General features: G+C 69.0%; 18 protein-coding genes, 1 tRNA gene and 2 pseudogenes. 8 read left to right on the top strand and 13 right to left on the bottom strand.

What is annotated here, in order from left to right:
* Positions 1-124: 124 nt before the first annotated feature.
* From ACFVYE_RS33350 to ACFVYE_RS33325, 6 genes are all read right to left on the bottom strand, one after another.
* A complete protein-coding gene (locus ACFVYE_RS33350) occupies positions 125-916 on the bottom strand; it encodes an ABC transporter permease (protein WP_383975597.1) in 792 nt (263 codons plus the stop codon).
* Positions 913-1,899 (bottom strand): ATP-binding cassette domain-containing protein, encoded by a 987-nt coding sequence (locus ACFVYE_RS33345; RefSeq protein ID WP_389608042.1) that lies wholly within the window; start codon positions 1,897-1,899, stop codon positions 913-915. The genes ACFVYE_RS33350 and ACFVYE_RS33345 overlap by 4 nt, the downstream gene beginning before the upstream one ends.
* A gap of 93 nt (positions 1,900-1,992) precedes the next feature.
* Complete coding sequence (locus ACFVYE_RS33340) at positions 1,993-2,247, bottom strand: hypothetical protein (protein WP_383975592.1); 255 nt, start codon at positions 2,245-2,247, stop codon at positions 1,993-1,995.
* Between the two features lie 19 nt (positions 2,248-2,266).
* Entirely contained in the window at positions 2,267-2,593 is a 327-nt protein-coding gene (locus ACFVYE_RS33335) for a DUF1048 domain-containing protein (protein WP_389608041.1), read from the bottom strand.
* Between the two features lies 1 nt (position 2,594).
* Entirely contained in the window at positions 2,595-2,951 is a 357-nt protein-coding gene (locus tag ACFVYE_RS33330; protein WP_383975587.1) for a DUF1048 domain-containing protein, read from the bottom strand.
* Complete coding sequence (locus ACFVYE_RS33325; protein WP_383975585.1) at positions 2,948-3,274, bottom strand: PadR family transcriptional regulator; 327 nt, start codon at positions 3,272-3,274, stop codon at positions 2,948-2,950. Before ACFVYE_RS33325 ends, ACFVYE_RS33330 begins: the two co-directional genes overlap by 4 nt.
* 450 nt (positions 3,275-3,724) lie before the next feature.
* Between ACFVYE_RS33325 and ACFVYE_RS33320 the strand changes: the two genes are divergently transcribed.
* Entirely contained in the window at positions 3,725-3,910 is a 186-nt protein-coding gene (locus tag ACFVYE_RS33320; protein ID WP_383975583.1) for a hypothetical protein, read from the top strand.
* A 103-nt stretch (positions 3,911-4,013) separates the two neighbouring features.
* Here the strand turns inward: ACFVYE_RS33320 and ACFVYE_RS33315 are convergent, their stop codons facing one another.
* Both ACFVYE_RS33315 and ACFVYE_RS33310 read right to left on the bottom strand, forming a co-directional pair.
* A complete protein-coding gene (locus ACFVYE_RS33315; protein WP_383975580.1) occupies positions 4,014-6,074 on the bottom strand; it encodes a phosphocholine-specific phospholipase C in 2,061 nt (686 codons plus the stop codon).
* Positions 6,075-6,589: 515 nt separating this feature from the next.
* A complete protein-coding gene (locus ACFVYE_RS33310; RefSeq protein ID WP_383975578.1) occupies positions 6,590-7,414 on the bottom strand; it encodes a GntR family transcriptional regulator in 825 nt (274 codons plus the stop codon).
* A 233-nt stretch (positions 7,415-7,647) separates the two neighbouring features.
* Here ACFVYE_RS33310 and ACFVYE_RS33305 point away from each other — a divergent pair, with 233 nt between their 5' ends.
* The 5 genes and pseudogenes from ACFVYE_RS33305 to ACFVYE_RS33285 form a co-directional block, all read left to right on the top strand.
* Entirely contained in the window at positions 7,648-8,802 is a 1,155-nt protein-coding gene (locus tag ACFVYE_RS33305; RefSeq protein ID WP_383975575.1) for an ABC transporter substrate-binding protein, read from the top strand.
* A gap of 8 nt (positions 8,803-8,810) precedes the next feature.
* A complete protein-coding gene (locus tag ACFVYE_RS33300) occupies positions 8,811-9,716 on the top strand; it encodes an ABC transporter permease subunit (RefSeq protein WP_326743579.1) in 906 nt (301 codons plus the stop codon).
* Entirely contained in the window at positions 9,704-10,537 is an 834-nt protein-coding gene (locus tag ACFVYE_RS33295; protein WP_313935319.1) for an ABC transporter permease subunit, read from the top strand. The genes ACFVYE_RS33300 and ACFVYE_RS33295 overlap by 13 nt, the downstream gene beginning before the upstream one ends.
* Positions 10,538-10,545: 8 nt before the next feature.
* Complete coding sequence (locus ACFVYE_RS33290; RefSeq protein ID WP_389608040.1) at positions 10,546-11,628, top strand: ABC transporter ATP-binding protein; 1,083 nt, start codon at positions 10,546-10,548, stop codon at positions 11,626-11,628.
* Positions 11,629-11,730: 102 nt separating this feature from the next.
* Positions 11,731-12,408, top strand: a pseudogene (locus tag ACFVYE_RS33285) (HAD family hydrolase); the annotation flags it as partial.
* 243 nt (positions 12,409-12,651) lie between these two features.
* On the opposite strand, the gene ACFVYE_RS33280 reads toward ACFVYE_RS33285, so the two are convergent.
* The 3 genes from ACFVYE_RS33280 to ACFVYE_RS33270 all read right to left on the bottom strand — a co-directional run bounded on the left by ACFVYE_RS33280 (position 12,652) and on the right by ACFVYE_RS33270 (position 16,613).
* Positions 12,652-12,846, bottom strand: coding sequence for a hypothetical protein (locus tag ACFVYE_RS33280; RefSeq protein ID WP_383966874.1), 195 nt, complete (start codon positions 12,844-12,846; stop codon positions 12,652-12,654).
* Between the two features lie 387 nt (positions 12,847-13,233).
* On the bottom strand, positions 13,234-14,538 hold the full coding sequence (locus ACFVYE_RS33275) for a ThuA domain-containing protein (RefSeq protein WP_389608039.1): 1,305 nt from the start codon (positions 14,536-14,538) through the stop codon (positions 13,234-13,236).
* A gap of 20 nt (positions 14,539-14,558) precedes the next feature.
* Complete coding sequence (locus ACFVYE_RS33270; protein WP_389608038.1) at positions 14,559-16,613, bottom strand: RICIN domain-containing protein; 2,055 nt, start codon at positions 16,611-16,613, stop codon at positions 14,559-14,561.
* Positions 16,614-16,616: 3 nt separating this feature from the next.
* Between ACFVYE_RS33270 and ACFVYE_RS33265 the strand changes: the two genes are divergently transcribed.
* Both ACFVYE_RS33265 and ACFVYE_RS33260 read left to right on the top strand, forming a co-directional pair.
* A tRNA-OTHER gene (locus ACFVYE_RS33265) sits at positions 16,617-16,708 on the top strand.
* An 845-nt stretch (positions 16,709-17,553) separates the two neighbouring features.
* Positions 17,554-18,557 (top strand): annotated as a pseudogene (locus tag ACFVYE_RS33260) (IS5 family transposase).
* A 668-nt stretch (positions 18,558-19,225) separates the two neighbouring features.
* Here the strand turns inward: ACFVYE_RS33260 and ACFVYE_RS33255 are convergent.
* Both ACFVYE_RS33255 and ACFVYE_RS33250 read right to left on the bottom strand, forming a co-directional pair.
* Positions 19,226-22,972, bottom strand: a complete 3,747-nt coding sequence (locus ACFVYE_RS33255) for a S8 family serine peptidase (protein ID WP_389608037.1) — start codon at positions 22,970-22,972, stop codon at positions 19,226-19,228.
* 480 nt (positions 22,973-23,452) lie between these two features.
* Positions 23,453-26,401, bottom strand: coding sequence for an AAA family ATPase (locus ACFVYE_RS33250; protein WP_389608036.1), 2,949 nt, complete (start codon positions 26,399-26,401; stop codon positions 23,453-23,455).
* Positions 26,402-26,458: the final 57 nt, after the last annotated feature.

Raw genomic sequence — 26,458 nt, 5'->3', positions numbered from 1 at the left:
GCCGCCGGCTGGGCACAGGGGTATGGAGCTCCACCCGGACGGGGCGGCGTACGCCGACGAGATGTCGGAGCAGACCGCCCCGGGCGGAGGGAGTTGCGGGAGGCGACCCGCGCGTGCATTCCGGTTACTTCGGGTCGCGGTCGAACAACGCCATCGACCAGCGGTAGCCGAGCACGGACAGGCCGACGCACCAGGCGAGGGCGATCCAACCGTTGTTGCCGATCTCGGTGCCCAGGAGGAGTCCGCGCAGGGTCTCGATGGCCGGGGTGAACGGCTGGTACTCGGCGATCGGCTGGAACCAGCCCGGCATCGTGTCGGCCGGGATGAAAGCGCTGGAGATGAGCGGGAGGAGGATCAGCGGCATGGCCATGTTGCTGGCCGCCTCGGGGTTCGGGCTGGCCATGCCCATCCCGACCGCAATCCAGGTGAGTGCCAGGGCGAACAGCGCGAGCAGCCCGAACGCCGCCAGCCACTCCAGGGCCGTGGCGTCCGTGGAGCGGAAACCGATGGCCACGCCGACGGCGCCCACGAGGACCACGCTGGCGATGCACTGCAGCACGCTGCCGACCACGTGTCCGATGATCACCGAGCCGCGGTAGACCGCCATCGTGCGGAAGCGGGCGATGAGGCCCTCGGCCATATCCATGGAGACGTACACCGCGGGCCCGATCACGGTGCTGCCGATGGTCATCAGCAGGATGCCCGGGACGATGTAGGCGATGTAGTCGGAGCGGTCGGCGCCGCCTCCGCCGATGCCCGCGCTCATCACGTCGCCGAAGATGTAGACGAAGAGCAGCAGCATCATGATCGGCGTGAGCAGCAGGTTCAGGGTCCCGGACGGGTAGCGCCACGCGTGCAGCAGGTTGCGGCGCAGCATCGTGTTCGAGTCGCGGACGGCGAGGGAGAGGGCGCTCATCGGACGGTCTCCTTGGGCTGGTCGGGGACGTTGGTGCCGCCGGTCAGGGCGAAGAAGACGTCGTCCAGGTCGGGGGTGTGCATGGTCAGCTCGTCCGCCTCGATGCCGGTCGACTCCAGCCAGTCGAGGAGCGAGCGCAGTTCGCGCTGGCTGCCGTCGCTGGGAATCTGGAGCGCGAGTGCCTCGTCGTCGCGGGTGACCTCCCGCAGGGCGACGGCCGCGGACTGGTACGCCGCCGGGTCGGTGAACCGCAGCCGCACGTGCCCGCCCGGGATGAGCCGCTTCAGTTCGTCGGCGCTCCCTTCGGCGGCGATCTTGCCGTCGTTGAGGACTGCGATGCGGTCGGCGAGTTCGTCGGCCTCTTCCAGGTGCTGGGTGGTGAGGAAGACGGTGACGCCGTCGGAGACCAGCTCGCGGATGATTTGCCACATGTTGTGGCGGCTGCGGGGGTCGAGGCCGGTGGTCGGCTCGTCGAGGAAGATGATCCGCGGGCTGCCGACCAGCGTCATGGCGAGGTCGAGGCGGCGCTTCATGCCCCCGGAGTAGGTGGAGGCGGGCTTCTTCGCCGCCTCCACCAGGTCGAACCGCTCAAGGAGTTCGGCCGCGGTGCGCCGGCCCTCGGGCTTGGACAGGTGCTGCAGGTCCGCCATGAGGAGCATGTTCTCCTCGCCGGTGATCAGGCCGTCCACTGCGGAGAACTGCCCAGTGACGCCGATCGCGGCACGCACCCCGTCCGGTGATGTGGCGACGTCGTGGCCCGCGACCTGGGCCTGCCCGCCGTCGGCGGTGATGAGCGTGGACAGGATCTTGACGACGGTGGTCTTGCCGGCGCCGTTCGGGCCGAGCAGCGCGAACACAGAGCCGGCCGGAATGTGCAGATCGATACCGTCGAGGACGAGCTTTTCGCCGTACGACTTGCGTAGCCCGACGGCGGAGACGGCGGTCGGCAACGGGTGACCGTCACCCTTTTTGGATGTGGGCATGACAGATAAAGGCATGGTGACTTCCTTTCGAAGGCTGAAGACACAGGGGGAGTGGAAGCTGATTCGGAACTCGGATTGAGTGGCTGTCCCTGACTACGCGTCAGTCGCGTCGTCCTGGGGAGCAGTGTCGAGCGACCCGCCGCCGGAGACCTGCTTGCCGAGGGCGTTGCCGGCGTTGGCAGGGCTGTGCCAGGTCTTGCCGTCCTGCTCGACCACCTCGGTGGACAGGATCTGCGGCGGCGTCTGGTGGCCGGTCGACCCGCGCCTGCCCGCGCTGCGCCGAAGCGATGAACCGCGCCTGCCCGCGCTGCGCCGAAGCGATGAACCGCGCGTGCGGGCTACGCCCACTGGTATGAGGCGACGGGTGTTACTTCTCAGCCCTGCCGGGTTCCCCACTGATGGACTCCTGATAGATGTCCGCATAGGTGCGTGAGTCCTTGACCAGGTCGTCGCAGAACGCGGCGACGTCCTTGCCGATGAGTTGCAAGACCCCCTTGCCCGCGACGACGCCCTCCTCGAAGAAGTCGACGATCCCGGGGAGCAGGGGCCCGTCAGGCAGGTCGATCGGTCCGACTTTGAACAGGTACCTCTGAATCTCCTTGTAGACGATCCGGTAGTCCGGCGGGAGCGCCTTGACCCGGTCCATGTGCGCCCGCCACTGCTTCTTGCCCTCGATGATGTCCTGGATGCCCACGTCAGCCTCCCAGCCGGCTCAATTTCCTTGCGACGTTCCTGTTCAACTGTTCGCGCCACCGGTCGCGATAGGTTCGAGCCCCTTCTCCACCGGCCAGCGCTGCGCAAAAGCCTCGGATGTCGTCGCCGAGCACCTCATGGACGCTCTGCCCGTCCGCCGCTGTTTCTTCGAGCAGCCCCAGGGCGGCGTCGAGGATCGGCATCAGGTTGCGGCCGGTGAAGCCCGCATAGGGAGAGAGGTGGCCCTTGATCTGTTCCCACGCCGCCCGGTACTCGTCTGGCAGGGCCTCGGCCCGGGCTTCGAACGCCTTCCATTCCCTGGTGAGATCGCTGCCTGTGATGGTCTCCCAGAAGTTCATCTCCCGCCCTCCTTGAGCCTGTCGATGCGTGATGAGACGTACTGCCATTTCGCCCAGAACTTCGCGAGTTCCTCGCGTCCGGTGTCGTTGAGCGCGTAGAACTTGCGCGGCGGACCGACCCCGGATGGTCGTTTCGTCACCTGGACGAGTCCGTTCCTCTCCAGTCGCAGCAAGATGGTGTACACCGTCCCCTCGACGACGTCGGCGAAGCCGAGCTCGTTCAGCTGACGGGTGATGGCGTACCCGTAGGTTTCCTCGCTGCCGATGATTTCCAGCACGCACCCTTCGAGCGTGCCCTTCAGCATCTCTGTCAGGTCGTCCATCGCAAGTCCCCCTCAGTCCTATCGGTACTGCGTGCTACCGAGTACCACTACACGGTATCACCGAGTAGTGGAGGATGTCACCGATCGGCGAACACGGACCGGACTCTGCGATCCGCGAAGTGAAGGAAGAGATCCAATGCCACGTGGACCTCGGTCCTCTGGTGTTCGAAGGGGACTTCACCGCAAAGGACGAGACCGCACCGGCTGGGGCATGCTCAACCTGAATGGAGGTGTCGTCACGGCAGGCAAGGGGTGGACGAACGATGGCTCGGTCCACGAAGTGCACTCCTTGAAGCGGCGAGCCGTCAAGGCGGCGCGTCCCGTGCCGAAACCGCCGTCGTTCGTGCGCACGTTGCGAGATCACGTCGATCGTTTCGGCGTGGCGCCCGATGGGCGAGTGTTCCGCAATGCGGCTGACGGATACGTCGATGCAGCGGCCTACGGCAAGACGTGGGAGCGGGCCCGCAAGAAGGCCCGGGGTTCCGCTTCGAGTACCCGGACACCGACGACATCGTTGATGTGGACTGGTACGAGCCCACCGGGACGCTTGCCGTCAGTGTCTACGCCCCGTGCGGGAAGCTCCCGGCCGGCTTCGACGAGTACGCGTGGCCCGACTCCGAATGGAGTGCCGGGTGAGCGCCGCGCGGAGACGGACCGGCACGTCGCCCCCTGAGGGAACGGCTCGTGGAGCGGCGTCGGCCGCGGTCCGGTGGTACCGGGCCGCGGCGGGCGAGCGGGGTCAGCGGGCGGAGAAGGCCGGGTCGCTGGTGCTCGCGTGGCCGCTCTCCACATGGGCGGCCAGGCGGCGCACGAAGGTGCCGTCGTGGTCGGCGGTCACGGTCAGGTCGTACCAGCCATGGGTGCGCTCGGTCCTGGCCGAGTGCACCACGTGGGCGCCGGGGCGCAGCCGGTAGGTGGCCGGCTTGTGCTTGCCGTACTCGTCCTTGATCGTGAGCGTGACCGTGCTGTGGCCGTCGTTGGTCAGGACGAGGCGCACGGCTCCGTCCTTGCTGTCGTGGCGGGCGCCGACCTCGGGGCCTGCGGCGGTGACCTTGCCGGCGAACTGGCGCAGGAAGCCGTTGGGACCGTGGACGGTGAAGTCGTAGGCGCCGAGGGAGTTCGCGGAGACGTTCCAGACGCCGGACAGCGAGTGCCCCGAACCGACGGTGTACGTCCAAGGGCCGGAGGCGTCCGTCGCGGAGGTGACCAGGAAGCCGGCGCCGGCCTTGCCGTGGGAGGCGAAGTCGATCCGCAGCGAGCCCGCGGCGCCGACCTTGCCATCGGCCGCGAGGTCGTACGGGATGGGCCGGGCGGGGCGCAGGCCGTGCTCCTGGCGGGGCAGGGCGCCCTTGGCCGGCGGCGTCGGCGCGTAGTCGGGGTGCCGGTCACCGTCCGGCGGCAGGTAGCCGGTGGTGTCGGGCAGGTGCGGCGTGCGGCTGTCCTTGTGCCGGAAGTCGAATGCCGTGGTCAAGTCGCCGCAGACGGCACGGCGCCAGGGGGAGATGTTGGGCTCCGTCACGCCGAAGCGGCGCTCCATGAACTGGATGATCGACGTGTGGTCGAAGGTCTGGGAGCAGACGTAGCCGCCCTTGCTCCACGGCGACACCACGAACATCGGAACGCGCTGACCCAGGCCGTACGCCCCCGCCGGGCGGCCGCTGTCGCCCGCGTACAGGTCGCCGCTGACGTCGACGGTGGACTTGCCCTGTGCGGCCGAGCCGGCCGGGAAGGGCGGCACGACGTGGTCGAAGAAGCCGTCGTTCTCGTCGTAGGTGATGAACAGCGCTGTCTTGCTCCACACATCGGGGTTGGAGGTGAGCGCGTCCAGAACCTGCGAGATGTACCAGGCACCGTAGTTGGCGGGCCAGTTCGGGTGCTCGGTGAAGGCCTCGGGCGCGACGATCCACGAGACCTCGGGCAGCTTGCCGGCCTTCACGTCGGCACGGAGGATGTCGAAGAAGCCCTCGCCCTTGCGTGCGTCGGTGCCGGTGCGGGCCTTGTCGTACAGCGGGTCGCCGGGCTTGGCGTTGCGGTACTGGTCGAAGTACAGCAGCGAGTTGTCGCCGTAGTTGCCTCGGTAGGCGTCCCCGATCCAGCCCCAGCCGCCGTCCGCGTCCAGGCCGTCGCCGATGTCCTGGTAGATCTTCCAGGAGACGTCGGCGTTCTCCAGTCGCTCCGGGTACGTGGTCCAGGCGTAGCCCGCCTCGTCGTTGCCGAGGACCGGGCCGCCGCCCTTGCCGTCGTTGCCGGTGTAACCCGACCACATGTAGTAGCGGTTCGGGTCGGTGGAGCCCATGAACGAGCAGTGGTAGGCGTCGCAGACCGTGAAGGCGTCGGCGAGCGCGTAGTGGAACGGTATGTCCTCACGGGTCAGGTGCGCCATCGTCGTGGCGGACTTGGCCGGGATCCACTTGTCGTACTTGCCCTTGTTGAAGGCGGCCTGGGTGTCGTTCCAGCCGTGCGGCAGGTCCTCCAGGAAGGCCAGGCCGAGGTCCTTGGCGTCCGGGTGGAAGGGCAGGATCTCCTTGGTGCCGTCCGACTGGTGCCATACCGGCTTGCCGCTCGGCAGCGTCACCGGGCGCGGGTCCCCGAAGCCCCGAACGCCGCGCAGCGCGCCGAGGTAGTGGTCGAAGGAACGGTTCTCCTGCATCAGGACGACGATGTGCTCGACGTCCTTGATGGAGCCCGTCCTGCGGTGCGCGGGGATCTCCGCCGCGCGAGCGATGCTGGTGGACAGAGCGGACAGAGCAGCGGTGCCGCCCGCAAGTTGCATGAACCGTCTGCGGTCGATGGCATTCATGAAGAGCATGTCTCCCGGAAAATCCGTGGGCCGTAAAGAGTGCAGCGGCCAGCATTTCCCAACTTGTTCAAACAAGTGGCGGCGGAGAAACGAACCATTCGGGAAACCTGTCCCAACCCGGCGCGTGACCGGGGGCAGGGTGGACCGAGCCACCAGGGCACGGCTGTTGTCCCGGGTTGCAGTGTGCGGGTTTCGCTGCGTGGAGCCTTCCCCCTGCCGGAACCGGGCCTCAGCTGCCGGTGGAGGACGTCGACCTGTCTTCCGCCGTAGGCGCCGCCACGGGCGGCAGCGGCGGTCACTTGAGCGGATGTTCTCAATCAGCAGGCGCGGTCGGTACCGATGAGACGGGACGGATCACCTGCACCACGTCGATCCCCTCGGCGGCGAGCCGGTCCACGTGCCGGCGGATGGGTTGGGTGCCAGCGCCTACCGGTGGCTTCTACGGGGCGAATCGGCGCGCGAGTGCGGTAGCGCGTGCGCGTGCCAGGCGTCGCAGGGCGGGCGGGACGTCACGGTCATGCCTGGGCCCGGAGGCCGGGATCCGGTGCGACCCCGGGCCGGCGGCCCCCGACTGTCTTCGCCGGACTCGCCGGCGTCGCGCCCGGGCCGGTCCGACGGGCCAGTGCGTTGTTGCCTATCGAGTTGTGGACGCTGAAGCTCACCGCGTCGGAGCAGTACCGGTCGTCGGACCACTCGACGGGGCGGCCCTCGCGGGTGGTCGTGACCCGGCGCACCCGCAGCAGCGGACTCGTCCGGCGCACGCCCAGCAGTTCGGCGTCCTGCGCTCCCGCCGCCACCGCGTCGATCAGATGCTCACCGTACGCGAAGACCAACCCCGAGTCCTCGAACAGCCGTTGCGTCACCGATGGACAGTCCGCCTCGATGCGCTCCACAGCCGGGGCGATCCAGTCCGCGTACACCGTCCGTTCCAGCAGCACCGGTTCGCCGTCCAGGCCACGCAGCCGCAGGACGTGGAGCACCGGCACGCCGACCGGCATCTGGAGGCGTACCGCGTCCTGGGCGGTCGTGGGGCGGTACTGCGAGGACACCACCCGGCCCGTCGCCGTACGGCCCATCGCGCCCGCCCACTGGGCGAAGCTGCGCAGCTCGGCGAAGCTCTGATTGCGGCGGCTGGCGAGCACCACGCGCCGCGCGCCCTGCCGGGACCCGATCAGACCCTCCGACGTCAGGGCGGCGACGGCCTGGCGGACGGTGCCGCGCGAGACGCCGTAGTGTGCAGCGAGTTCTGTCTCCGGGAGCAGTCGACTGCCCACCGCGTACTCCTCGCGATCGATCGCCCGGCGCAACTCCTCGGCGATCTCCTCGTGTCGGGCTGCCATGGTCCCCTCTCGTGCTGTGCGCAGTGTGCAGGTGAACCAGCGTAGACGAGAACAGGAAGGGGGCCGTTCTCCTGGAGGGCATTCGGCGAGTGTCCAGAAGAGTGGGGGTCGCAGTTGCCCCTCTGTTCACCGGGGCGTCATGGAGGACGTGCCTACTGAGGTCAACTTGTTCAAACAAGTTCTGTCGAGCCCCGGCGGGAATCTCCGCCCGGGGCGCCACACCAGGAGAGATCGTGACGTTGCCCCTGTCCAGGATCGCCGTTCTCACCGGCGGCCTCGCTGTCGCCGCACTCGGCCTCAGCGCCTGTGGCGCAGCCACCAGCCAGTCCGCCACCACCCCGGACGGCAAGAAGGCCGCCACCGCCACCTCCGCGACGGACTTCGGCGGCATGGACGCCCTCGTCGCCGCGGCGAAGAAGGAGGGCACGCTGCACGCCATGGCTCTGCCCCGCGACTGGGCCAACTACGGCGCGCTGATCGACGGCTTCACCAAGAAGTACGGCATCAAGATCGAGGTCGAGAACCCCGACGGCAGCAGCCAGGACGAGATCAACGCGGTCACCTCGCGCAAGGGCCAGAACCGTGCCCCCGACGTGCTGGACCTGGGCAGCTCGTTCGCCCTGAGCGGGGCCCAGCAGGGACTGTTCGCGTCGTACAAGGTCGCCTCGTACGACGACATCCCGGCCGCGCAGAAGGACCCGCAGGCACGCTGGTACAACGACTACGGCGGCTACGTCTCCATCGGCTGCGACGCCAAGCGCGTCAAGCACTGCCCCACCACCTTCAAGGACCTCCTCAAGCCCGAGTACAAGGGCCAGATCGCGCTCAACGGCAACCCGACCAAGTCCGGCTCCGCGTTCGGCGGCGTCTACGCGGCGGCCCTGGCGAACGGCGGTTCCCTCGACGATGTCCAGCCGGGACTGGACTTCTTCGCCGAGCTGAAGAAGAACGGGAACTACACGCCGGTCGAGTCGACCCCGGCGACCGTCGAGAAGGGCGAGACGCCCATCAGTATCGACTGGGACTACCTCAACGCCGGCTATGCCGACGAGTTCAAGAGCAAGGGCGTCGACTGGAAGGTCTCCGTCCCGTCCGACGGCCGGTACGCGCAGTACTACTCGCAGGCCATCACCAAGGACGCGCCGCACCCCGCCGCCGCCCGCCTCTGGCAGGAGTACCTGTACAGCGTCGAGGGCCAGAACCTCTGGCTCAAGGGCTACGCCCGCCCGGCGCTGATGCCGGCCATGGACAAGGCGGGGACGCTCGACAAGGACGCGGCCGCCAAGCTGCCCGAGGTCTCCGGCGAGGTCACGTTCCCGACCGAGGCCCAGCAGAACAAGGCCAAGGGCGTCATCGCCCAGGGCTGGGGCAAGGCCGTCTCGGGATGACCTCCGGCATGACTGTCACTTCCGCGCCGCCCCCCGTCGTCGCTGCGCCCGGCGCCGCTGCCTCGGGGCGGCGGCGCCGGAGCGCCGGGTGGCTCGCCGTCGTTCCGTTGCTCGTCTTCGTGGCGATCGCCTTCGGTGTCCCGGCCCTGGCCATGCTGAACGGCGCCTTCACCGTCAAGGACCCGGCCACCGGCGCCACGTCCTACACCACCGCCAATCTGACCGCGTCGCTGCACGGCGCCTATCTGACAGCGCTCCTGGGCAGCGTCAAGCTGTCCGCCGTCTCGGCGGCCATCGCCATGCTCCTCGGGCTGTTGCTCGCCCAGGCCGTGGTGGTCTCCCGCTTCCGCGCACTGCGCGAGGCCGTACTCACCGCCTCCGGGGTGCTCGCGAACTTCGGCGGTGTCCCGCTCGCCTTCGCCTTCGTCGCGACGCTCGGCAACTCCGGTGTCCTCACAACGCACCTGGGCCTCGCCGACGCGGGCTGGACCCTGTACAGCTTCTGGGGCCTGACCCTTACGTACCTGTATTTCCTGATCCCGCTGATGGTCCTCACCATCACGCCCGCCCTCGACGGGCTGCGCTCCCAGTGGCGCGAGGCCGCCCGGAACAACGGCGCCACACATGCCCAGTACTGGCGGCACGTCGCCCTCCCGGTTCTCGCGCCGTCGTTGCTCGGTGGCCTGGTGCTGCTGTTCGGCAGCGCGTTCGCCGCCTACGCCACTGCGGCCGCGATGGTCGGTAGCTCGGTGCCGCTGGTCACCCTGCAGATTGCCGACGCCATCTCCGGCAACGTCCTGGTCGGCCAGGAGAACGTGGCTCTGGCACTCAGCCTCGACATGGTCCTCGTCGCGGGCCTGGTGATGGCCGTGTACCTGCCCCTGCAACGACGGAGCGCGCGATGGCTCGCCTGAACACCACCTTCCGCCCCGGGCGGGCCGCGGTCCTCGCCGTCGCCGGGCTCTACTTCCTGGTACCGCTGGCAGCCTCCGTGATCTTCACGGTCGACGTGCCGGGTCAGGGTCTGAACGTCGACGCGTACGCGCAGATCCTCGGCACCGACGGCTTCCTGCCCAGCCTGGTGCTCTCCCTCGAACTGGCCGCCGCCACGATCGCCGTCGTTCTGCTGCTGATGGTGCCCGCCATGGTCGCGTTGCGGCTCGGCGCACCCCGGCTGCGGCCCGTGGTCGAGGTCATCTGCTCGCTGCCGCTGATCGTCCCGCCGATCGCGTTCGTCGCCGGGATCGGAACGGTCCTCAAGTGGGGTCCCGAGTACCTCGCGACGACGCCGCTCTTCCAGACGTTCGTCGCGCTCCAGAACCCGGACTTCCCGATCGTGCTCGTCCTCGCCTACGTCGTGATGGCTCTGCCGTTCGTCCACCGTGCCCTCGACGCGGGGCTGCGCGCCGTCGACGTGCGCACGCTCGTCGAGGCCGCCCGCAGCTGCGGCGCGGGCTGGCCGCAGGCCCTCGTCCGCGCCGTGCTGCCGAACCTCCGCGGCGCGCTGCTGAACGCGGCGTTCCTCACGCTGGCACTCGTGCTGGGGGAGTTCACGGTCGCCCAGCTCCTCGGCTTCCAGCCGTTCGCCGTGTGGATCTACAGCATCGGCGGCTCCCAGGCCCAGATGTCCGTCGCCGTGTCCGTACTCAGCCTGTTCCTGACCTGGGCACTCCTCCTGGCGGTCGCCACCCTCGGCGGCCGCCGCGCCCCCTCCCGTACCGCCTCCCAGGGATGACCCCCACCATGACGATCACCACGCTGGAGAAGGCCGCCACGACCGGCGCCGCAACCGTCGAATTTAGCGGTATGCGCCGCAAGTTCGGCGCGACCGTCGCCCTCGACGGCCTCGACCTGACCGCGCGGCCCGGGGAACTCCTGGCCCTGCTCGGCCCGTCCGGCTGCGGCAAGACCACCGCACTGCGCGTGCTCGCCGGGTTCGAGCACCTGGACTCCGGCGAGGTACTCGTCGACGGCGAGGACATGACCCGGGTGCCGGCCCACCGCCGCGACGCCGGGATGGTCTTCCAGTCGTACAGCCTCTTCCCGCACCTCAGCGCGCTCGACAACGTCGCGTTCGGGATGCGTATGCGCAAGGTCCGTACGGCCGAGCGGCGCGCCCGCGCCGCCGAGCTGCTGGAACTGGTAGGCCTCGGGGACACAGGTGAACGCTTCCCGCACCAGCTTTCCGGCGGGCAGCAGCAGCGCATCGCGCTCGCCCGCGCGCTGGCGCTGCGCCCGCGGGTCCTGCTGCTCGACGAACCGCTGTCCGCGCTCGACGCCAAGGTACGGCTGACGCTCCGCGAGGAGATCCGCCGCCTGCAGCAGGAACTCGCCATCACCACACTCTTTGTGACGCACGATCAGGAAGAGGCACTCTCGATGGCCGACCGCGTGGCCGTGATGCGCGCGGGGCGGCTGGAGCAGTGCGCGGCCCCCGCCGAGCTGTACGCACGGCCCGCCACCGCGTTCGTCGCCGAGTTCGTCGGCACCATGAGCCGGATCCCGGGCGTCCTCGACGCCGAGCGCACGACGGTGGCGGTCCTGGGACGACGGCTGCCCGTGGACGGCGACCCGGGCGAGAGCGACGACGTGGACGTTCTCGTACGACCCGAAGCCGTCCGGCTCGCCGCGGACGACATGGGCGATGCCAGGGTCGTCGCCACCGCCTTCCTCGGCGCCGTCACCCGCGTCACCGTCCGCCTCGCCGACGGCACCGAGGTCAAGGCCGACCTGCGGACGCACGAGGCGGCGGTACTCGCCGCGGGCACCGCTGTGACCGTGATGCTCCCGGACCGGCCCGTGCTGGTCGCGGCGCGGCGCCACTGACCCCGGCGCCGCCGCATCCGACCGCCCGCAGGACGTCTGCAGGCGTACTGCCCTGCAGCACGTCAGCACCCGCCCTACGTCAACCCGCTGAAAGAGACCTCTGTGAAGCACCCTCGCACCACGCCCGTCCAGCCATCGCTGCTGGAGGCCGTGCTGTTCGACATGGACGGTACCCTCGTGGACACCGAGCAGTTGTGGTGGTGGGCCGTCGACGAGGTGGCTGCCGGGTTGGGGTACGCACTCACTGAGGCCGACCAGCCCGATGTGCTGGGCCGCCCCGTGGAGCACACGGCGAAGGTACTGAGCCTGGCCGCCGGCGCGCCGGTCGACGCGGTCGCCGCCGAGCTCCACAGGGAATTCGCGGCCCGGGTGAGCGCCGACGTCGTGCCGCGCCCCGGCGCGGTCGAGCTGCTCGTGGCACTGCGCAGCGAGGGCGTTCCCACCGCTCTCGTCACGGCCTCGCCGCGGCACGTCGCCGATACCGTCGTGAAGGCCCTGGAGGCATTGGGCGCGGGCCGGTTCACCACCACGGTGACCGCCGACGACACGCTTCGCACGAAACCCGACCCCGACCCGTACCTCGCCGCCTGCCGAGCCCTGGGTGTGTCCCCGGGCGCCTGTGTGGCCGTGGAAGACACTCCCACGGGCGTCGCCTCGGCGGAGGCGGCTGGCTGCCATGTCCTCGCGGTCCCGTCCGTCGCACCCATCGAACCGAGGGACCGGCGCACGGTTCTCGGGAGCCTGGAGGAGGCGTCCTTGGGACTGCTGAGTGCGCTGGTGTGCTCCGGGATGCCGGGGCCGCGTGCGCTCACCGAGCCGACGCCGGCTGAGGGGAGGCGTGCCCTGGGCCCGGCCCGTTGAGGCTGGGCGTGGTGGCGGCCGCGTCACCGGCCGGGCCGACTATTCGACGTATCGCCACAGCTCACAGCGGTGTGAGCGCACCGCGCCGGACGGCCCCTGGGCGCCGGACGGTCGTGCTGTCCAGCACCCAGGGGGCCGTCGGTTGGTGACCGCCGGCTGCGGTCAGCTGCCGTCCGGGCACAGGTGCAGAGCCAGGACGTTGCCGCCGCTGACGGTCACCTGGACCCGGCCGAGTGTGCCGGTGTCCCCGCTGTTGGTGACCCGGAAGTCGCTGCCGGCGTTCTCACCGTTGTGGAAGGCCGCGTCGTCCAGGGTGAAGGTCGCCGTCTTCCAGGTATCGGTGCCGGTCTTGGCCACCGAAGGGGACTGCTTGTAGGCGCCGGCGGTGGAGTCGTACTGCAGGCTCCAGCTGCCGGTGCCGCGGTCGTAGTGAGGCAGTCGAGGAGGCTCGGAGGGGCTGGATGGAGAGCTCCCTCTTCGGTGAGGTGAAGGGCTACGACGGCGACCGGCCGCCCCCGAACTGCCGCCGGTGGCGCTGAAACGTTGAGGACGGGTGCGCTGACTTGCGGGTGTCAGCTCCTGGCCCGGATGCGAGAAGGGCTGTTCGTCGACATGAGCGGCCGGAACAGCCCGCAGGCGCCCCCCCCGGAGGATGCCGGCCGCCCCCTGCGCTTCCCCGTCCTGAGAGCGGCCCGGTGCCCCTCGCCTCGGATCGGCGGCGAGGGGCACCGGCAGATGGAGCGGTCAGGGCTGGGCTGTGAGCGTGAAGCTCTGTGCGGAGGAGCCGTCGCAGGGTCGCTGGGTGAGTTGGACGCCGTTCGCCGAGGAGCTCGCGGATCTCAGGCACTGGCCGCTGTGCCGGGCGGTGAAGTGGTAACGCCCGCTGCTCTCCTTCACGGGCTGCCACTGCTGGTTCTGCCCGCCCGCGTAACTCCACAGTTGGAGTGGTGCGTTGTCGGCGGTCGAGCGGTCGGTCACATCGATGACCTGTTGCGGGTTCCCGCGAATGGTGATCCGGGTGAATCCGCTGTCCGTCGAGCGGAACTGGAACTGCTGGGCCAGGGTCCCGTTGCAGGAGTACTGCTGGATCGCCGTCCCGTTCGCCGTGGCGGCGGAACGGGCGTCCACACAGGTGCCGTTGGCGGTGTTCGTCAGCGAGTACCAGGCGGTCTCGGAGATCGGGTCCGCCGGTGGCACGGTGCCTCCGGCCCCGGCCAGCCACTTCAGCCCGTCGAGCAGGAACCGGTTCTGTGTCTCACTGGCGAACGTCGACGACAGCGCGGTGTTGGATGCGTAGTCCATCGCGTTGTGACCGAAGTTCGCGTACAGCATCTTGTACTTCGTATTGGTCCACAGGATCGGGTAATAGCCGCTGTACCAGGTCTGGTTGGGGTCCGTTCCCAGCGGGAAGCTGCTGGGGTCTATCGAGGCGAGAATTTTGATGTCCGGATTCTGCCGCAGGTCGTTGGACCAGCTGTACCACTCGCTGACCGACGAGGTGAAGGTCGCGGGCAGGCTCGTGGTGGACGGGTGAGTGCGGTCCTCGACCTTCAGGACGGCCGTGGTCGGACCCCAGGTGTTGGACTTGAGGGTGCCGCTTCCGAGGAACTGGTTGTGGTACCAGGGCCAGGACTGTGCGTCCGTCGTGAAGGCGGAGACGTGGAAGCCCATCCAGGCTCCGCCACCGCGCATGTACTGCTCGAAGCCCGACCGCTGGGCGGCGGTCTGCGGTAGGTCGTCGAGGAACAGGACGACTTGGTAGGCGTTCACGCCACCGTTGCTGAGCAGGTCCCAGTTGTTGCTGGCCGTGTAGGTGAAGCCGTTCTGGGTGGCCTGTTCGGGGAACCAGTCGTTGGCCTCGTGGACGAAGCTGATGTGCGCGGCGTCCCAGGTGCCGTTGTAGAGGGCGAGCACCTTGAACGGCGTTGCCGCCGTGCTCGCCCGGGCGTCGGGCGGTGCCGCCAGGCCGAGCAGCGTCGCCAGCAGGACGAGGACCCACAGGGTCGCACGCGCCGGACCGGATCTGCTGATGTCCGTGCTGATGTCCATCGGCGATCCTTCCTTGAGCGTCAGGGGTAGCTGACGAGGTTGGCGACGCTGGTGGTGGAGTTGGACGGGCCGCCCCGGTCGTTGATGACGTGCCGGATCGTCCCGGTGCCGCCCAGCGAGACCGTCACCATGTCCTTGAAACGCACATTCGCGTTGATGGGCGCCTCGATGGCGTGCTCGGCGGTCACGCTCGGATTGACGTTGAAGTAGCAGTAGCTGCCGAACCCGTACACCTGATGACTCGTTACGGAGTCCGCGACCTTGTAGGCGGCGTAGCCCTGCGTCGAACCATTCATCCAGGAGGCCTGGTTGGGCGGGTCGTACGGCATCTCGTTCTGGTAGAAGTACGTGCGGCCGCCGTTGCCGTTCCAGATGGTCTGGTGCTTCTGGTAGTGCTCGACGAACAAGCCGTACATCGTCACGTTGTTGCCGTTGACGACGAGCCCCGTGGCGCCGGTGTTGCTGGTCCAGCCCACACCACTGCCGTGGTCGGCGCGCCACAGCCACAGGTGGTCGCCGATGACGCCGTTGCTGTTGATGGTCAGGCTGGTGGTGGCCTTGCCGACGCCCGCGCCGCCGATCCGGAAGAACACGTCGTGCAGGGAACTGGGGTCGGCGCTGTGGTCGGCCGACGATCCGCTCGGACCCATCTCCAGGAGCTGGGACGAGTTCGTGGTGCCGGCGTCGATCAGCAGTCCGGCCAGCTGGACACCGTTCACGTCGGCGACCGTCATGGCGGTGATCCCGTTGTCGGGAATGAGTGTGGCCAGGCCGAGGCCCAGGACCACGGTGCCGGCCCTGTTCACCTTGAGCGTCTGGTCGAGGTGGTAGACACCCGGCGTCACCAGCAGGTTCTTGCCCTGGGCGAGTGCGTCGTTCATCTGTGCGGCCGTCGCGCCCGGCTTGACGATGAAGAAGTCGGATAGGGGCAGGGATGTGCCCGCAGGCGTGCCCGAACTCCACGAGGTCCCGGACGAGTTGGTGCGTACGCCGGGCACGAACACCTTGTAGGCGCCGGACGCGTCGACGTACAGGAAGGGCTTCTCGCGCGACACGGGGGTCTGGTCGACGGTGGTGTACGGCGGGCTCGGGAAGCTGTTCGCGGGAGCGTTCTTGGCGCCGACGTAGACCATGTTCCAGTTGGAGCCGGTCCAGCTCGACCACTCGGTGTTGCGCGACAGCCACTGCTGCTGCGAACCCGAGTTGACCTGACCGTCGATCTTCGTGTCGGCCATGTAGCCGCCGCTGGACCAACCGCCGTCGTCCAGCCGGAGGTTGCCGCGCAGATGCATCCGGCGGTACGGGGCGGCCTGCGACACCGCCCAGCGGTCCGTGCCGGAGGTCGGGGTCACGGACAGGTTCTCCGCCGACCGCCAGAAGTTCTGGGTGGCGTTGCCCTGGAACCAGTCCGCCTCGGTGTGTACCGCACCGCGGATGGTGACGTCGTCGGGGGAGGGGCCGAGCCCCGCGACCTGGGTGTAGAAGCCGACATTGGCATCGGCGTCGTAGGTGCCCGGCTTGAAGAGGAAGGCCTTGCGGGCGGTGCCGAACTGGTTGGTCTCCTGCTGGGCGAAGGCCGCGTTCAGGCTGCTCTGGATGGTGGCAGCGGGTGTGGACGGGTCGAAAACGGTGACATTCGGGCCGAGGTCCGGTGTCCCGGGCGGCTGTTGGGGATCCGCGGGGTTGACGTGGAAGGACTGGGCCGCGCTGCCGTTGCAGGTGTACTGCTGGAGCTGCACGCTGTCCGCGGTCGAGGCGCTCGGCACGTCGAGGCACTTGCCGCTGTTGCGGTTCACGAAGTGATACGCGCCGCTGGACTCCGCCACGGCCTGCCACTGCTGGTTGTTTCCGCCGCCGTACGTCCACAGCTGCACGAGCGCGCTGTCCGCCGTCGATACGTCGGTGACGTCCCAGACCTTGGTGGCGTCGGTGCGATTGCCGACCTGGGTGAATCCGCCGGAGGTGGCGGCGAACTGCCACTGCTGGGCCTGGCTGCCGTTGCAGGCGTACTGCTGGACGACGGTGCCGTTCACCGCTCCCGCGGCGCGCGCGTCGACGCACTTGCCGCTGCCCACGTTGACCACAGTGGCCCAACTGGTCGGTAGCGCGGCGGCCTGCGCGGTCGCCGTGTCCTGCGAGGCGGCCGCGACACCGGTTCCGGTCGTGGCCACGAGGGCGATCAGGGTGAGCAGCTTCGGTATCCGGCGACGGCCGGTTTCTCTCTTGGATCCGGGCACGGTGGGATCTCCTGTACGGGTCGGGGTGGAGGGTGGGAGGGGCGGACGTGTCCGTCAGCCGGTCTACTGCGCGAGGACGCGCATGCAGTCCCGGTCCTGCCGGCTCACTCCGGAGCAGCTGTCGGCGAGGCTGCAGGCCCACAACTCGACCTTGGCTCCGTCGGGGTCGAATTGTCGGTGCCGTCGGGGCGCTTGCCCGAGAGACCGGTGATCATGCCGGTGGCGGCCGCGGCCGGCGACACGCTGAGGGCACTGGCCGAGAGGGCGAGTACTGCTGTCGAGAGGGTGCCGCGCAGTGGCGTGGAGCGCAGAAGTAGATGTCTGGCCATCGAGGGGTCACAGCCTTTCGTGCGTGGCCGACGGTGGGGGCGTGGCGCGCAGGTGCAGGCATCGGGACGGAAGGATCGTGGCCCGTCCAGACATATGAACGTTGAGTGCATCCATGGAACGGTGGTGATCGGTGAACCTAAAGGTCTGAACCAGGCACGTCAAGATGTGAAGCAAAGAGACGCCGAAATTGCTCTGCATGTGCAAGGAGTTGAACGCACGGTGGCAACGACGGCTTCGTATGGTCGGCGGACTCATGTGGTGACGGCGGCACCCGTGTTCACGGTCGGAGCGCCGAACTGGCCTTCGCGGGCCCGCGGCACTCCTGGGGGGAAGGCTGCCCCGCGCTTTGGCTGAAAGGGCCCCGTGCGCACCTAGGGCGCGTATCGGGTTGTGATCAATCTGCCGGATTCAGCTTCGTGGCGGAGTCTGATCAGGTAGATCGTCATGCGTGACGCGAGTGCAACTGACAGACGTGGAGTGGGAGTTCATCGAGTCGTATCTTCCAATCGGCGGGTTCGGCCCGTACCCCGGGCGACTGCGGCAGCAGTTCGAGGGTGTGATCTGGCGCTTCAGGACGGCAGGGCAGTGGAGGGAGATGCCGAAGGAGTTCGGTGCCTGGTCGACCGTCCACAACCGCTTCCGGCAGTGGAGGGACGCCAGTGTCTTCGAGGCCCCGCTGGAGGGTCTGATCGCTGAAGCCGCGAAGCGGGGCGAGGTGGACTTGTCCCTGGTCAGCGTGGACTCCACCACTGCCAGGGCCCACCACGACGCTGCTGGGATGCGCCTGGGCTCCGACACGCTCGCCGCCGTGGAGAAGGCCGCCGCAGAGGAGGAGAAGGCCCGGCAAAGGGGGGCGGTCCGGAGGAACAAGCCGGGCGGGACACCGGAGATGGTCCGGAACGAGAGGAACGGCGACATGTCCGGCGCCATCGCAAGCTCCGGCTGAAAGTCGCGTTGCTCGGACGATCGAGGGGCGGCCTGACCAGCAAGGTGCACCTCGCCGCCGACCGCAAGTGCCGCCCGTTGACGTTCGTCCTGACCGCTGGACAGGCCGCGGACAGCCCACAGTTCATCCCGGCGCTGAAGAAGATACGGGTCCGGGGACCTGTCGGCCGTCCTCGCACCCGGCCGGACGCGGTCGCCGGGGATAAGGCCCACTCGTCCCGCGGTAACCGCGCCCACCTGCGGAAACGTGGTACCAAGGCAGTCGTCCCGGAGAAGAGGGACCAGGCGGCCATCCGGGCGTACAAGGGCTCCAGGGGCGATCGGCCCGTCAGCCACGACGCCGGCCTCTACAAGGAGCGGAACACCGTCGAGCGTCTGATCAACAAGCTGAAGGCCTGGCGAGGCATCGCCACCCGGTACGACAAGACCCCGGAGAGCTACCTCGCCGGCCTCCACCTTCGCGCCTCGATGATCCGGATCAAAGACCTCACCCAGGCCACCTCTTGATCACAACCCGATACGCGCCCTGGGTCGCATTGCAACTGGTCCCCGGACAGCGCCTGTTGGAGGTCAAACCGGGCCTCGATCTCGGTGTGCCGGGCCTCTTCCGTGGCGACAGGTTCACGATCCGGCAATGTCGCAGGGGATGCACGTCTCTGACGTCGGCCGGCAGTTCGGGGCTGGTCCGACTGGTCACCAGGACGCGGAGGTTCGGCGGGGGCCGCTCTGGCAACAGTGAGGCGATGCTCGTGCCGTTGCCGCCGGGCAGGAGGGACTGGTCCTCGTCGAGTCTGTTTACGACAAGGAGGAGAGTGCCGCCGTCTTGGGCGACGCGCTCGGCGGCTTCGCGCAGGAGCATCCTGCGTTCCCCGTCGAGCGCGGTCGCGGAGCGCGTGAAGACGGAGGCCGGCTTGCCTGAGTCGACGAAGCCCGAGACGAGCAGGCCTTCACCGGCCGGGGTGGTGATGGGGGCGTTGGTGGTGGCGTCGTAGATCTGTGCGCTGTCCCGAAAGATCGCAAGAGACCGATGCCGGCAGTTACGGTGCGGAGTCACTGCGCACCGACGCTCGGATTTGCGCCGGCGCGCTCAGTTCGACCGAAGGGGGGCACCCCTGGCACAAGGACAAGCCAGGTGCCAGGGGTGCGGTCGAACAAGTCAGGGTCTGCCGCGAGGGTCAGCGTACGGCGTACGCCCTGATCAGGGTCTGTTCGATCTTGCTGCCGTTGGCGTCCCATGCCTTGACGCGCAGCGATACGTAACCCGATTCCGGGTTGCGCAGGGTCACCGTATAGCTGTCTCCCTTCTTGCTCTTCACCTTCGCGGGGTGCCAGGTGTCACCGTCGTCGGTGGACATCGTGACCTCGACCCCGCGGAGGTCCGGAGTGGTGCCGGTCTGGAGCGCGAACGCCAGATCGAAACGGTCGGTCCTGCCACCTCGGGCGGTGTTCTCCGCGTCCAGGTCGAAGCCGTACTTCGGCCAGAGCAGTGCGAGGTTCTCCTGGCCGCTCGCCGGTCGGGCGGACTTGAATGTCCATGCGGTGCTGGTCTGCGTGGACAGCGGGAACCACGCCGGGCGCTGGGTCTCCAGGGTGAGGCGGTAGGTAGCCGGGTCCGGGCTGACCGGCAGCGTGGTCAGCGAGAGGCGCGGCACCTCCTTGAGGAGCTTCCCGTCCTGGTACAACCGCACCGCCCGCTTGTCGGCTTCGTGTTCGAAGAAGCCGGCGTGCCCCTGACTGTCACTCATCTCCGGGACGGTGAGGGTGATGTTGTCACCCTCGCGGACCGCATGGTCGGCGAGCGGTCCGGCCGGGCCGTTCGCCGCGCCCAGCCAGGTCTCCTTGCGCTGCTCGCCCGGCTGGTAGGTGCGGACTTCGTCCCTCATCATGCGGGAGTTGTCGGCGCGGTCTGGGTAGACCCTGTGCCACCACCGTATGTCCTTCATCATCGGGTGCTTGCTGCCGGTGGAGTACCACTCCTCCCGGTCCACCGGCGCGTCGAAGGAGTCATAGGCGTCGGTGACAAGGCCGTCGTTCGGGCGGATCGGCGAGACGACGTCGCCGATCACGGTGCCCTGGGTGCTGCGGTAGTGGGACTTCATCACGGCCGAGTTCGTCGCGGTGACCGCGTCGACGGGGTCGGTCGGAATCCTGCCGGGAACCATCATCGCGATGTTGTACACCTGGGGAACGCCGGTGATGCCCCTCAGGTTGATGCGGGTGGTGCCGTCGGCCAGACGGTCGAGGAGCCCCGCGCCCTCGTCCTGAGTGAGTGACCAGGCCGGGATGGTGGAGCCGGTGGCGCGCGGCACGATGGTGGCGTACGGGCCGGGCCGGTCGTTGACGATGATCACTGCCTTCGCGCCGGCGCCGGCGGCCGCGGTGATCTGGTCAATAGGCTTCCGGGAGGCATCGCGGGTGACGACTGCGAGCTTGCCACCGAGATCCTTGCCGGTCAGGTCCTCCGGCCGCGCTGTGCCGGCGTCGACCGCCTGGAGCGTGCTGGTGCCGTACAGCCGGGCCGCATACACCACGGGTTCCAGCGGGAGCGTGCGTTCCTGCCCCGCATAGGTCGCGCGGATCACCGGCGAGTACCTGCGCTGCTGGAAGTGGAACCCGAACGAGCCGAGCTTCACCGGCTTGGTGGGCACCACGTAGGAGTGGTCCCAGAGCGGGCTGAACGCGCCCTTCAGGAAGTCGATTCCCCGCTTTCCGGGGAACTGCTGGCGGTATCCGAGCTTGGCGCCGCCCGTCGCCTCGGACTCCTTGGGGGTCGCGACCTTGACCTCCTTGCCCAGCCGGGCATCCAGCGTGATCGTCCGATCCGCCTTCAGCTCCACCACGGGCTCACCGGCGAGGGTGTAGTCCGTGACCTGGGACGAGGCCTTGTCCCTCGTGTGGACGACACCCATGACGGAGTAGCGTCCCTGCGGCACGGCGACCCTCTTGGTCCCGCCCTGGGGGAAGACCTGCTGGACAGCCCCCGTGTCCAGGTTGAACACCGCGAGTTCGCCACTGGCCGGCTCACCGTGCCGGTCGATTGTGTTGACGGTGAGGTCGACGGTGGGCGCCCCCTTCGTCGCGCCGACGGTGGTGTGGATCGCGGCGCCATCGGTCGCGGTGGCGGTGATGACACCGGTGTAGTCACCCAGGTCGCCGAGCTCGGGGTGGTAGGTCACCGTCACGCTCGCGGTGGAGTTCGCCGGGACCGTCACGCTGGTGGCGCCGAGCGTGAACGTGCCTTCCGGCGCGGGCCCGGTCTCCCCGGAAGAGGCAAGGCCGAGCGACAGCGTGGTGTCCGTCGCGGAGGTGTTCACATAACTGACCGTCTTGGTGATCGGCGCGCCCTCGGCCGACGACTTGCCCATGCTGACGACGGCAGGGCTGGAGTAGAACGGGGCGTCGATGGCCTTGGCCACATCGACCCGGCCGTTGCCCTGCTGGTAGGCGGTGTACGAGCCCTGCTTGGCCGTGCCGACCAGCACCTGCTTGAGCCGGCCGGCGGTCCAGTCCGGATGGCGCTGCGCGAGGATCGCCGCGGCGCCGGACACATGCGGGGTGGCCATCGAGGTGCCGCTGGCCGCGGTGTAGTCGGCGTCGACGGGGGTACCCATCGAGGTGCCGGCGGCACGCGCGGCGACGATGCCCACGCCCGGTGCGGTGATCTCCGGCTTGACCACGAAGGTGTCCTTGAGCGGGCCGCGGCTGGAGAAGTCCGCGAGTTCGTCCTGCTTGGACACCGCGCCGACGGTCAGCGCGGCGTCGGCGGCACCCGGCGAGCCCACGGTCGACTTGCCGGGGCCTGTGTTGCCGGCCGCGATGACGAACAGCGAGCCGGAGGACGCGGTGAGCTGGTCGACGGCCTCGCTGAGCGGGTCGGTGCCGTCACTGGGGGCCTCCGAGCCGAGGCTCATGCTGACGACGTCCGCGCCCTGGGCCACCGCCCACTCCATGCCGGCGATGACCCCCGACTGGGGGCCTTCACCGGCGCTGTTGAGGACCTTGCCGATGTACAGGTCGGCGCCCGGCGCCACACCCTTGTACTTGCCGCCCGACGCGGCACCCGAGCCGGCGATGGTCGAGGCGACATGCGTGCCGTGACCGTGGTGGTCGACCGCGTCGGGGTCGTCGGTGAAGTTCTGCGTCTGCTTCACCCGCCCCGCCAGATCAGGGTGGTTGGGGTCGAGACCGGTGTCGAGGACGGCCACCTTGGTGCCGGTGCCGTCGTAGCCCTTCGCCCACGCCTCCGGCGCGCCGATCTGCGGCACACTCTGGTCCAGCGTCACCTGCACCGGCCGGTCGAGCCAGAGCTTCTTGATGCCGTCGGCGAGCTTCGGTGCCTTCGTCGCGGCGGCGCTGTCGTCGTCGACCGCCTCCCAGAACGTCGCCGCCTTCTTCTTGTTCGCGCGCAGGGCCACCGCGTTGGCGCTGGGCAGTTCGTCGTCCTTCACCGAACCGGCCGGCGCGGCCTGCTTGAGCGACTTGCCCGCCTTGCCCGGCGAGCCCGCGAAGGTCGCCATCAGCGGCACGGCGGAGCGGTGCGCGTCGTCGTAGCCGTACTCGACCAGCTTGGTGACGTTGAACAGCTCGCGGTCGAGCTTGTTCGCGGCAAGGTACGGCTGTGCCTTGTCCGGGATGACATAGACCTCGTCGCCCACCTTGATGGAGGAGAACGCCGCCGGGGTGCCGTCGGGTGCGGGCGCGACCGTCGCCGCCTGCAAGCCGTTGGCATGGCGCTCCAGCGTCACGACCTCGCCCGTGACGAGGGTGAGCGTGTGTGTGACGACGACCGGGCCGTTCTGCTGCGGCTGGGTCGCCCGGGTGGCCGGCGATTCGGCGGCAGCGACGGCGGGGATGCCGAGCGTCCCGGCCACGCAGGCCGTGGCCAGCAGCGCTGTGAGTGCCCGATTCGAGCTGTGTGGCAAGCGCCGGAATATGGGGATGGTCAGGTGGACCGGGAACCTGGATGCCCCAGCCGGTAGTGACTGTCTCATGCGGCAAAGACCTTTTCTGAGGGGAGAATGCGCGCGGATACGGCGCGGTTGCGGGGATTCGGCATCGCGTCGAGTGGCTGCGATGAATGTGGTTGGTGCCAACCAGTGCTGCTTCAGGCCGATCGGTGGCGCAGCGCCGGGCGGCGATCGGCGCGTCCTGCTGCTGCGGCAGTGACCTGGCACCGGTCGGTCAGTCTGCGGGGTTGGCCCCGGAACCTAGCTGTGCCGGAGAGCCGGGGCGGATGGGCCGGTCGAGGCGATTCGTCGGATTCGACCGTGCGGCAGAAGGCTCGCGGACGCGGGGGGACGAGTGGCGACAGGCGGAGGCGTTGGTTCCATGCCGCTGAGTGTTGTTCACGCACAGGCCACCGCACGATTGGGCAGATGACCCAACTTTGCTGTCGCGCTCGCCTAACGGTGGGCGCCGGCCCGGCTGTCGACGACGACGCCGGCTTCGACGACCTTCACGGCCAGCGCCGTCCGGGACGACACCTCGAGCTTGCGCATGGCTGTCTCCACGTGCCGCGCGACCGTCTTCGGCGACAGGATGAGGACACCGGCGATCTCCCGGTTGGTCCGGCCTCCGACGAGCAGCCGGACCACGTCGAGCTCCCGGGGAGACAGCTGATCTCCGTAGCTTCGCCGTCCACCGTGCCACGACGGACGCTTCACCCCGACACCGGATGCACGCAGTGCGCGCATGACGCGCTCGGCGTCGCCACGAGCGCCGAGGGTGGACAACCCCTGGAAGGTTTCCGTGAGGACGGAGAGAGCCGCATCGGACTGGTCCGCACGTAGCAGACAGCGGGCCTGTCGTTCACGGCTGAGCAGGGCGTCGTACGGCCGCGGAAGGCCCTGCCACGCGTCGGCCGCGCGCGCGAACAGTTCGGCGGCACTGAGGGGATCGCCTTGGTGCTGGGCCAGGATCGCCCTGCAGGTCGACAAGGCTGCGTGCGGGCCGGGTGCGCGGCGATCGCGTACTCCCGCCGCGAAAGCGTCGACCAGGTCGCCGGCTTCGTCGGGGCGGCCGGCCATGAGTAGTGCCTCGGCCCGGACCGGGGCGATTTCGGTGGCCCAGATCCACGTACCTTTGCGTTCCAGGAACCGGATCGGCTCGTCGGTCAGCCGCAGCACGTCGTCGATCCGCCCGGCGCCGAGCCGGAGTTTGGCCAGGGCGCCGGCAGGTTCGACGGAATACTCCGCACCGCCATGTCGGTCCGCCTGTTCAAGGACGAGCCGCAGGCACTCGTCCGCTCTGTCCTGGGCGCCGCGGGCCGCATACAGCAAGCCGGTGACCATGGCCGGCGCCAAGCGACTCACCGGCTGCAGGAGTTCCTCGTCACCGGCCAGCGATCCGGCCCGGTCGGCCAGCCCGTCCCAGTCTCCGGTGAGCCAGTCCAGATGGGCCAGCGTCACCTGCCCGAGCCTGCGGAGCTTCCGGTACTGATACGTGTCGGCCAGCCCTGCGGCCAGCGTGAGCACCCGCCTCGCCTCCGGGTACCTCCCCCAGATCAGCGCCATGTGCCCGACGTTGAGTTGGCCGATCGTGATCTGCTGCCTCTCCGCGGCGGTGGATGCGTCATCGGCGATCAACGCCGCCTCCGCCCACCCCTCCTCCTCACCGAGCAGCAACAGCCCGCTCGCCCGTCCGACCCGGATGCTCAGCCGGTCCCCCGGCGCCATCGCGACCGGCACCTGCGCAACGCGCCGCAGCCACCTGAGGTGTTCGGCCGCCGGCGTCGTCGTCCCGTACGGCAGGCCGAGAAACACCATTGCGCGGGCTGCCTTCGCCGGGTCGTGCCCGAGGTCGGGCAGCGCTCGTTCCATCTCGATCCGGGATTGCTCGAAGGCCTCCATCTGCTGCAGCAGCCGAGCGACATGGAAGCGGATCTCCGCCGCCTCGCTCGGCGCCGGCTCACCGGTGTCCAGCACGAGGCGGAGAGCGTCCATAAGTTCGCGGTAGCGTTCGTGCCCGCTGAGCAGAGAGAACGGAACCTTGCTGGTCAGCCGCACCACGTCGGCGGGCGGCAGGTCGGCGTTGGTGAGCAGATCGTGCAGCAGGACGACCGTCGTCGCATCGTCACCCGAGGCGAGGGCGAGGTCGGCCGACTGTTCCGTGTACCGGCACCATGCCGTCGTGTCGCCGGCCTCCCGGAAGTGGCGCGCGAGCTGGGCGACCGGGGACGGGGTGGCGCCATCGAGGACGTGTGCGGCACGCAGGTGCATCGCCCGCCGCTGCGGCACAGGAATTGCCTCGTACACCGCGCGGCACGCCAGCATGTGCCGGAACGAGACCAGCCCGCGCTGGTCTTCCCTCAGCAGCCCCGAACCCACCGCCTCCGCCAGGCCTGCCGGCCTGCTCGCCGGATCGCCATCCGGAGCCATCACCTCAACGACGGTGTCCTCGGGGGCGGGGCCGGCGAGTACGGCGGCCGCGCGCAACGCCGCCTGCGCCGCCGGGCCGAGCCGTGCGCTGCGTTCCAGTACGACGTCCCGCACCGTCGGCGGTACGTCTATCTCACTCAGTCGTTGCCGCACCCAGGAATCACCCCGCCGGGTCGGGCCTGCGCGGTTCCACATCAGCCGGACGGACTCCTCGACCGCGAGTGGAAGCCCGTCGGTCCGGTCGTGCAGGATGGTCGCGAACTCGTCGGAAACCCGTTCCCCACCCAGCATCGAGGACACCAACGCGGCAGTCCCGGGGACGTCCAACGGCTCCAACGACAGCCGCAGCCGCGCCGCACCCGCCGGTTGCCGCGACGACAACCGCAGCAGCAGAGAGTCCGGCGCGATTTCCTCCGGGCGATAGCTCACAAGCAGACTGACCTGTTGTCGCGGACGTGATGCCAGGAACAGCAGAAACTCCAGGGTCGCCTCATCTGCCCAGTGCACGTCCTCGACCGCGAGCAACCCGATCTTGAGCCGTTCGAGGATCTCCTCGATGGCCCGGAACAGTCGGTGTCGTGCCGCTGCCGCGTCTTCGGCCGGTTCGGGTGTGGGCGGCAACGCCGATGCCCACTCGGGGAACAACGGCCGGAGCGCCCCCGCCAGCCCGCTCAGGCCGAGCCGGGCGACATTTTCGGTCGCCGGTCGGATCGCGTCCACCACCGGCCCGAGCGTAAAAGGCTGTCGAACAGCCGGGCAGGCCGCCAGCAGCACCCGCTGACGGGCCGGGGCATGCGCCGCGAGCAGCTCCTGGACCAGTCGGCTCTTACCGATCCCGGCCTCACCCTCGATCAGCACGACCACCGGTGGATCGGACAACGCCGCTCTCAAAGCGGCGAGTTCGCGCTCGCGTCCGACCAAGCCGGGTGATGCGATCGCCGGTAGGTCGCGTGCGTCGGAATCGCTGGTAGACATTCGCCCCACCGTGGGAGACAGACGACGGCGTGCCCGAACCGTCGTCTTCCGTGAACA

The sequence above is a fragment of the Streptomyces sp. NPDC058239 genome (genome assembly GCF_042882185.1).
Classification (GTDB): domain Bacteria; phylum Actinomycetota; class Actinomycetes; order Streptomycetales; family Streptomycetaceae; genus Streptomyces.
The sequence above is the reverse complement of the archived record's forward strand: the minus strand, read 5'-3'. Positions and strand labels throughout refer to the sequence as shown.

Bases quoted from the DNA above. Each gene is read 5' to 3' on its own strand.
- ACFVYE_RS33350 (WP_383975597.1), bottom strand. From the start codon at position 916: ATGAGCGCCCTCTCCCTCGCCGTCCGCGACTCGAACACGATGCTGCGC.
- ACFVYE_RS33345 (WP_389608042.1), bottom strand. From the start codon at position 1,899: ATGCCCACATCCAAAAAGGGTGACGGTCACCCGTTGCCGACCGCCGTC.
- ACFVYE_RS33330 (WP_383975587.1), bottom strand. From the start codon at position 2,951: ATGAACTTCTGGGAGACCATCACAGGCAGCGATCTCACCAGGGAATGG.
- ACFVYE_RS33325 (WP_383975585.1), bottom strand. From the start codon at position 3,274: ATGGACGACCTGACAGAGATGCTGAAGGGCACGCTCGAAGGGTGCGTG.
- ACFVYE_RS33315 (WP_383975580.1), bottom strand. From the start codon at position 6,074: ATGAATGCCATCGACCGCAGACGGTTCATGCAACTTGCGGGCGGCACC.
- ACFVYE_RS33310 (WP_383975578.1), bottom strand. From the start codon at position 7,414: ATGGCAGCCCGACACGAGGAGATCGCCGAGGAGTTGCGCCGGGCGATC.
- ACFVYE_RS33300 (WP_326743579.1), top strand. From the start codon at position 8,811: ATGACTGTCACTTCCGCGCCGCCCCCCGTCGTCGCTGCGCCCGGCGCC.
- ACFVYE_RS33295 (WP_313935319.1), top strand. From the start codon at position 9,704: ATGGCTCGCCTGAACACCACCTTCCGCCCCGGGCGGGCCGCGGTCCTC.
- ACFVYE_RS33290 (WP_389608040.1), top strand. From the start codon at position 10,546: ATGACGATCACCACGCTGGAGAAGGCCGCCACGACCGGCGCCGCAACC.
- ACFVYE_RS33275 (WP_389608039.1), bottom strand. From the start codon at position 14,538: ATGGACATCAGCACGGACATCAGCAGATCCGGTCCGGCGCGTGCGACC.
- ACFVYE_RS33250 (WP_389608036.1), bottom strand. From the start codon at position 26,401: ATGTCTACCAGCGATTCCGACGCACGCGACCTACCGGCGATCGCATCA.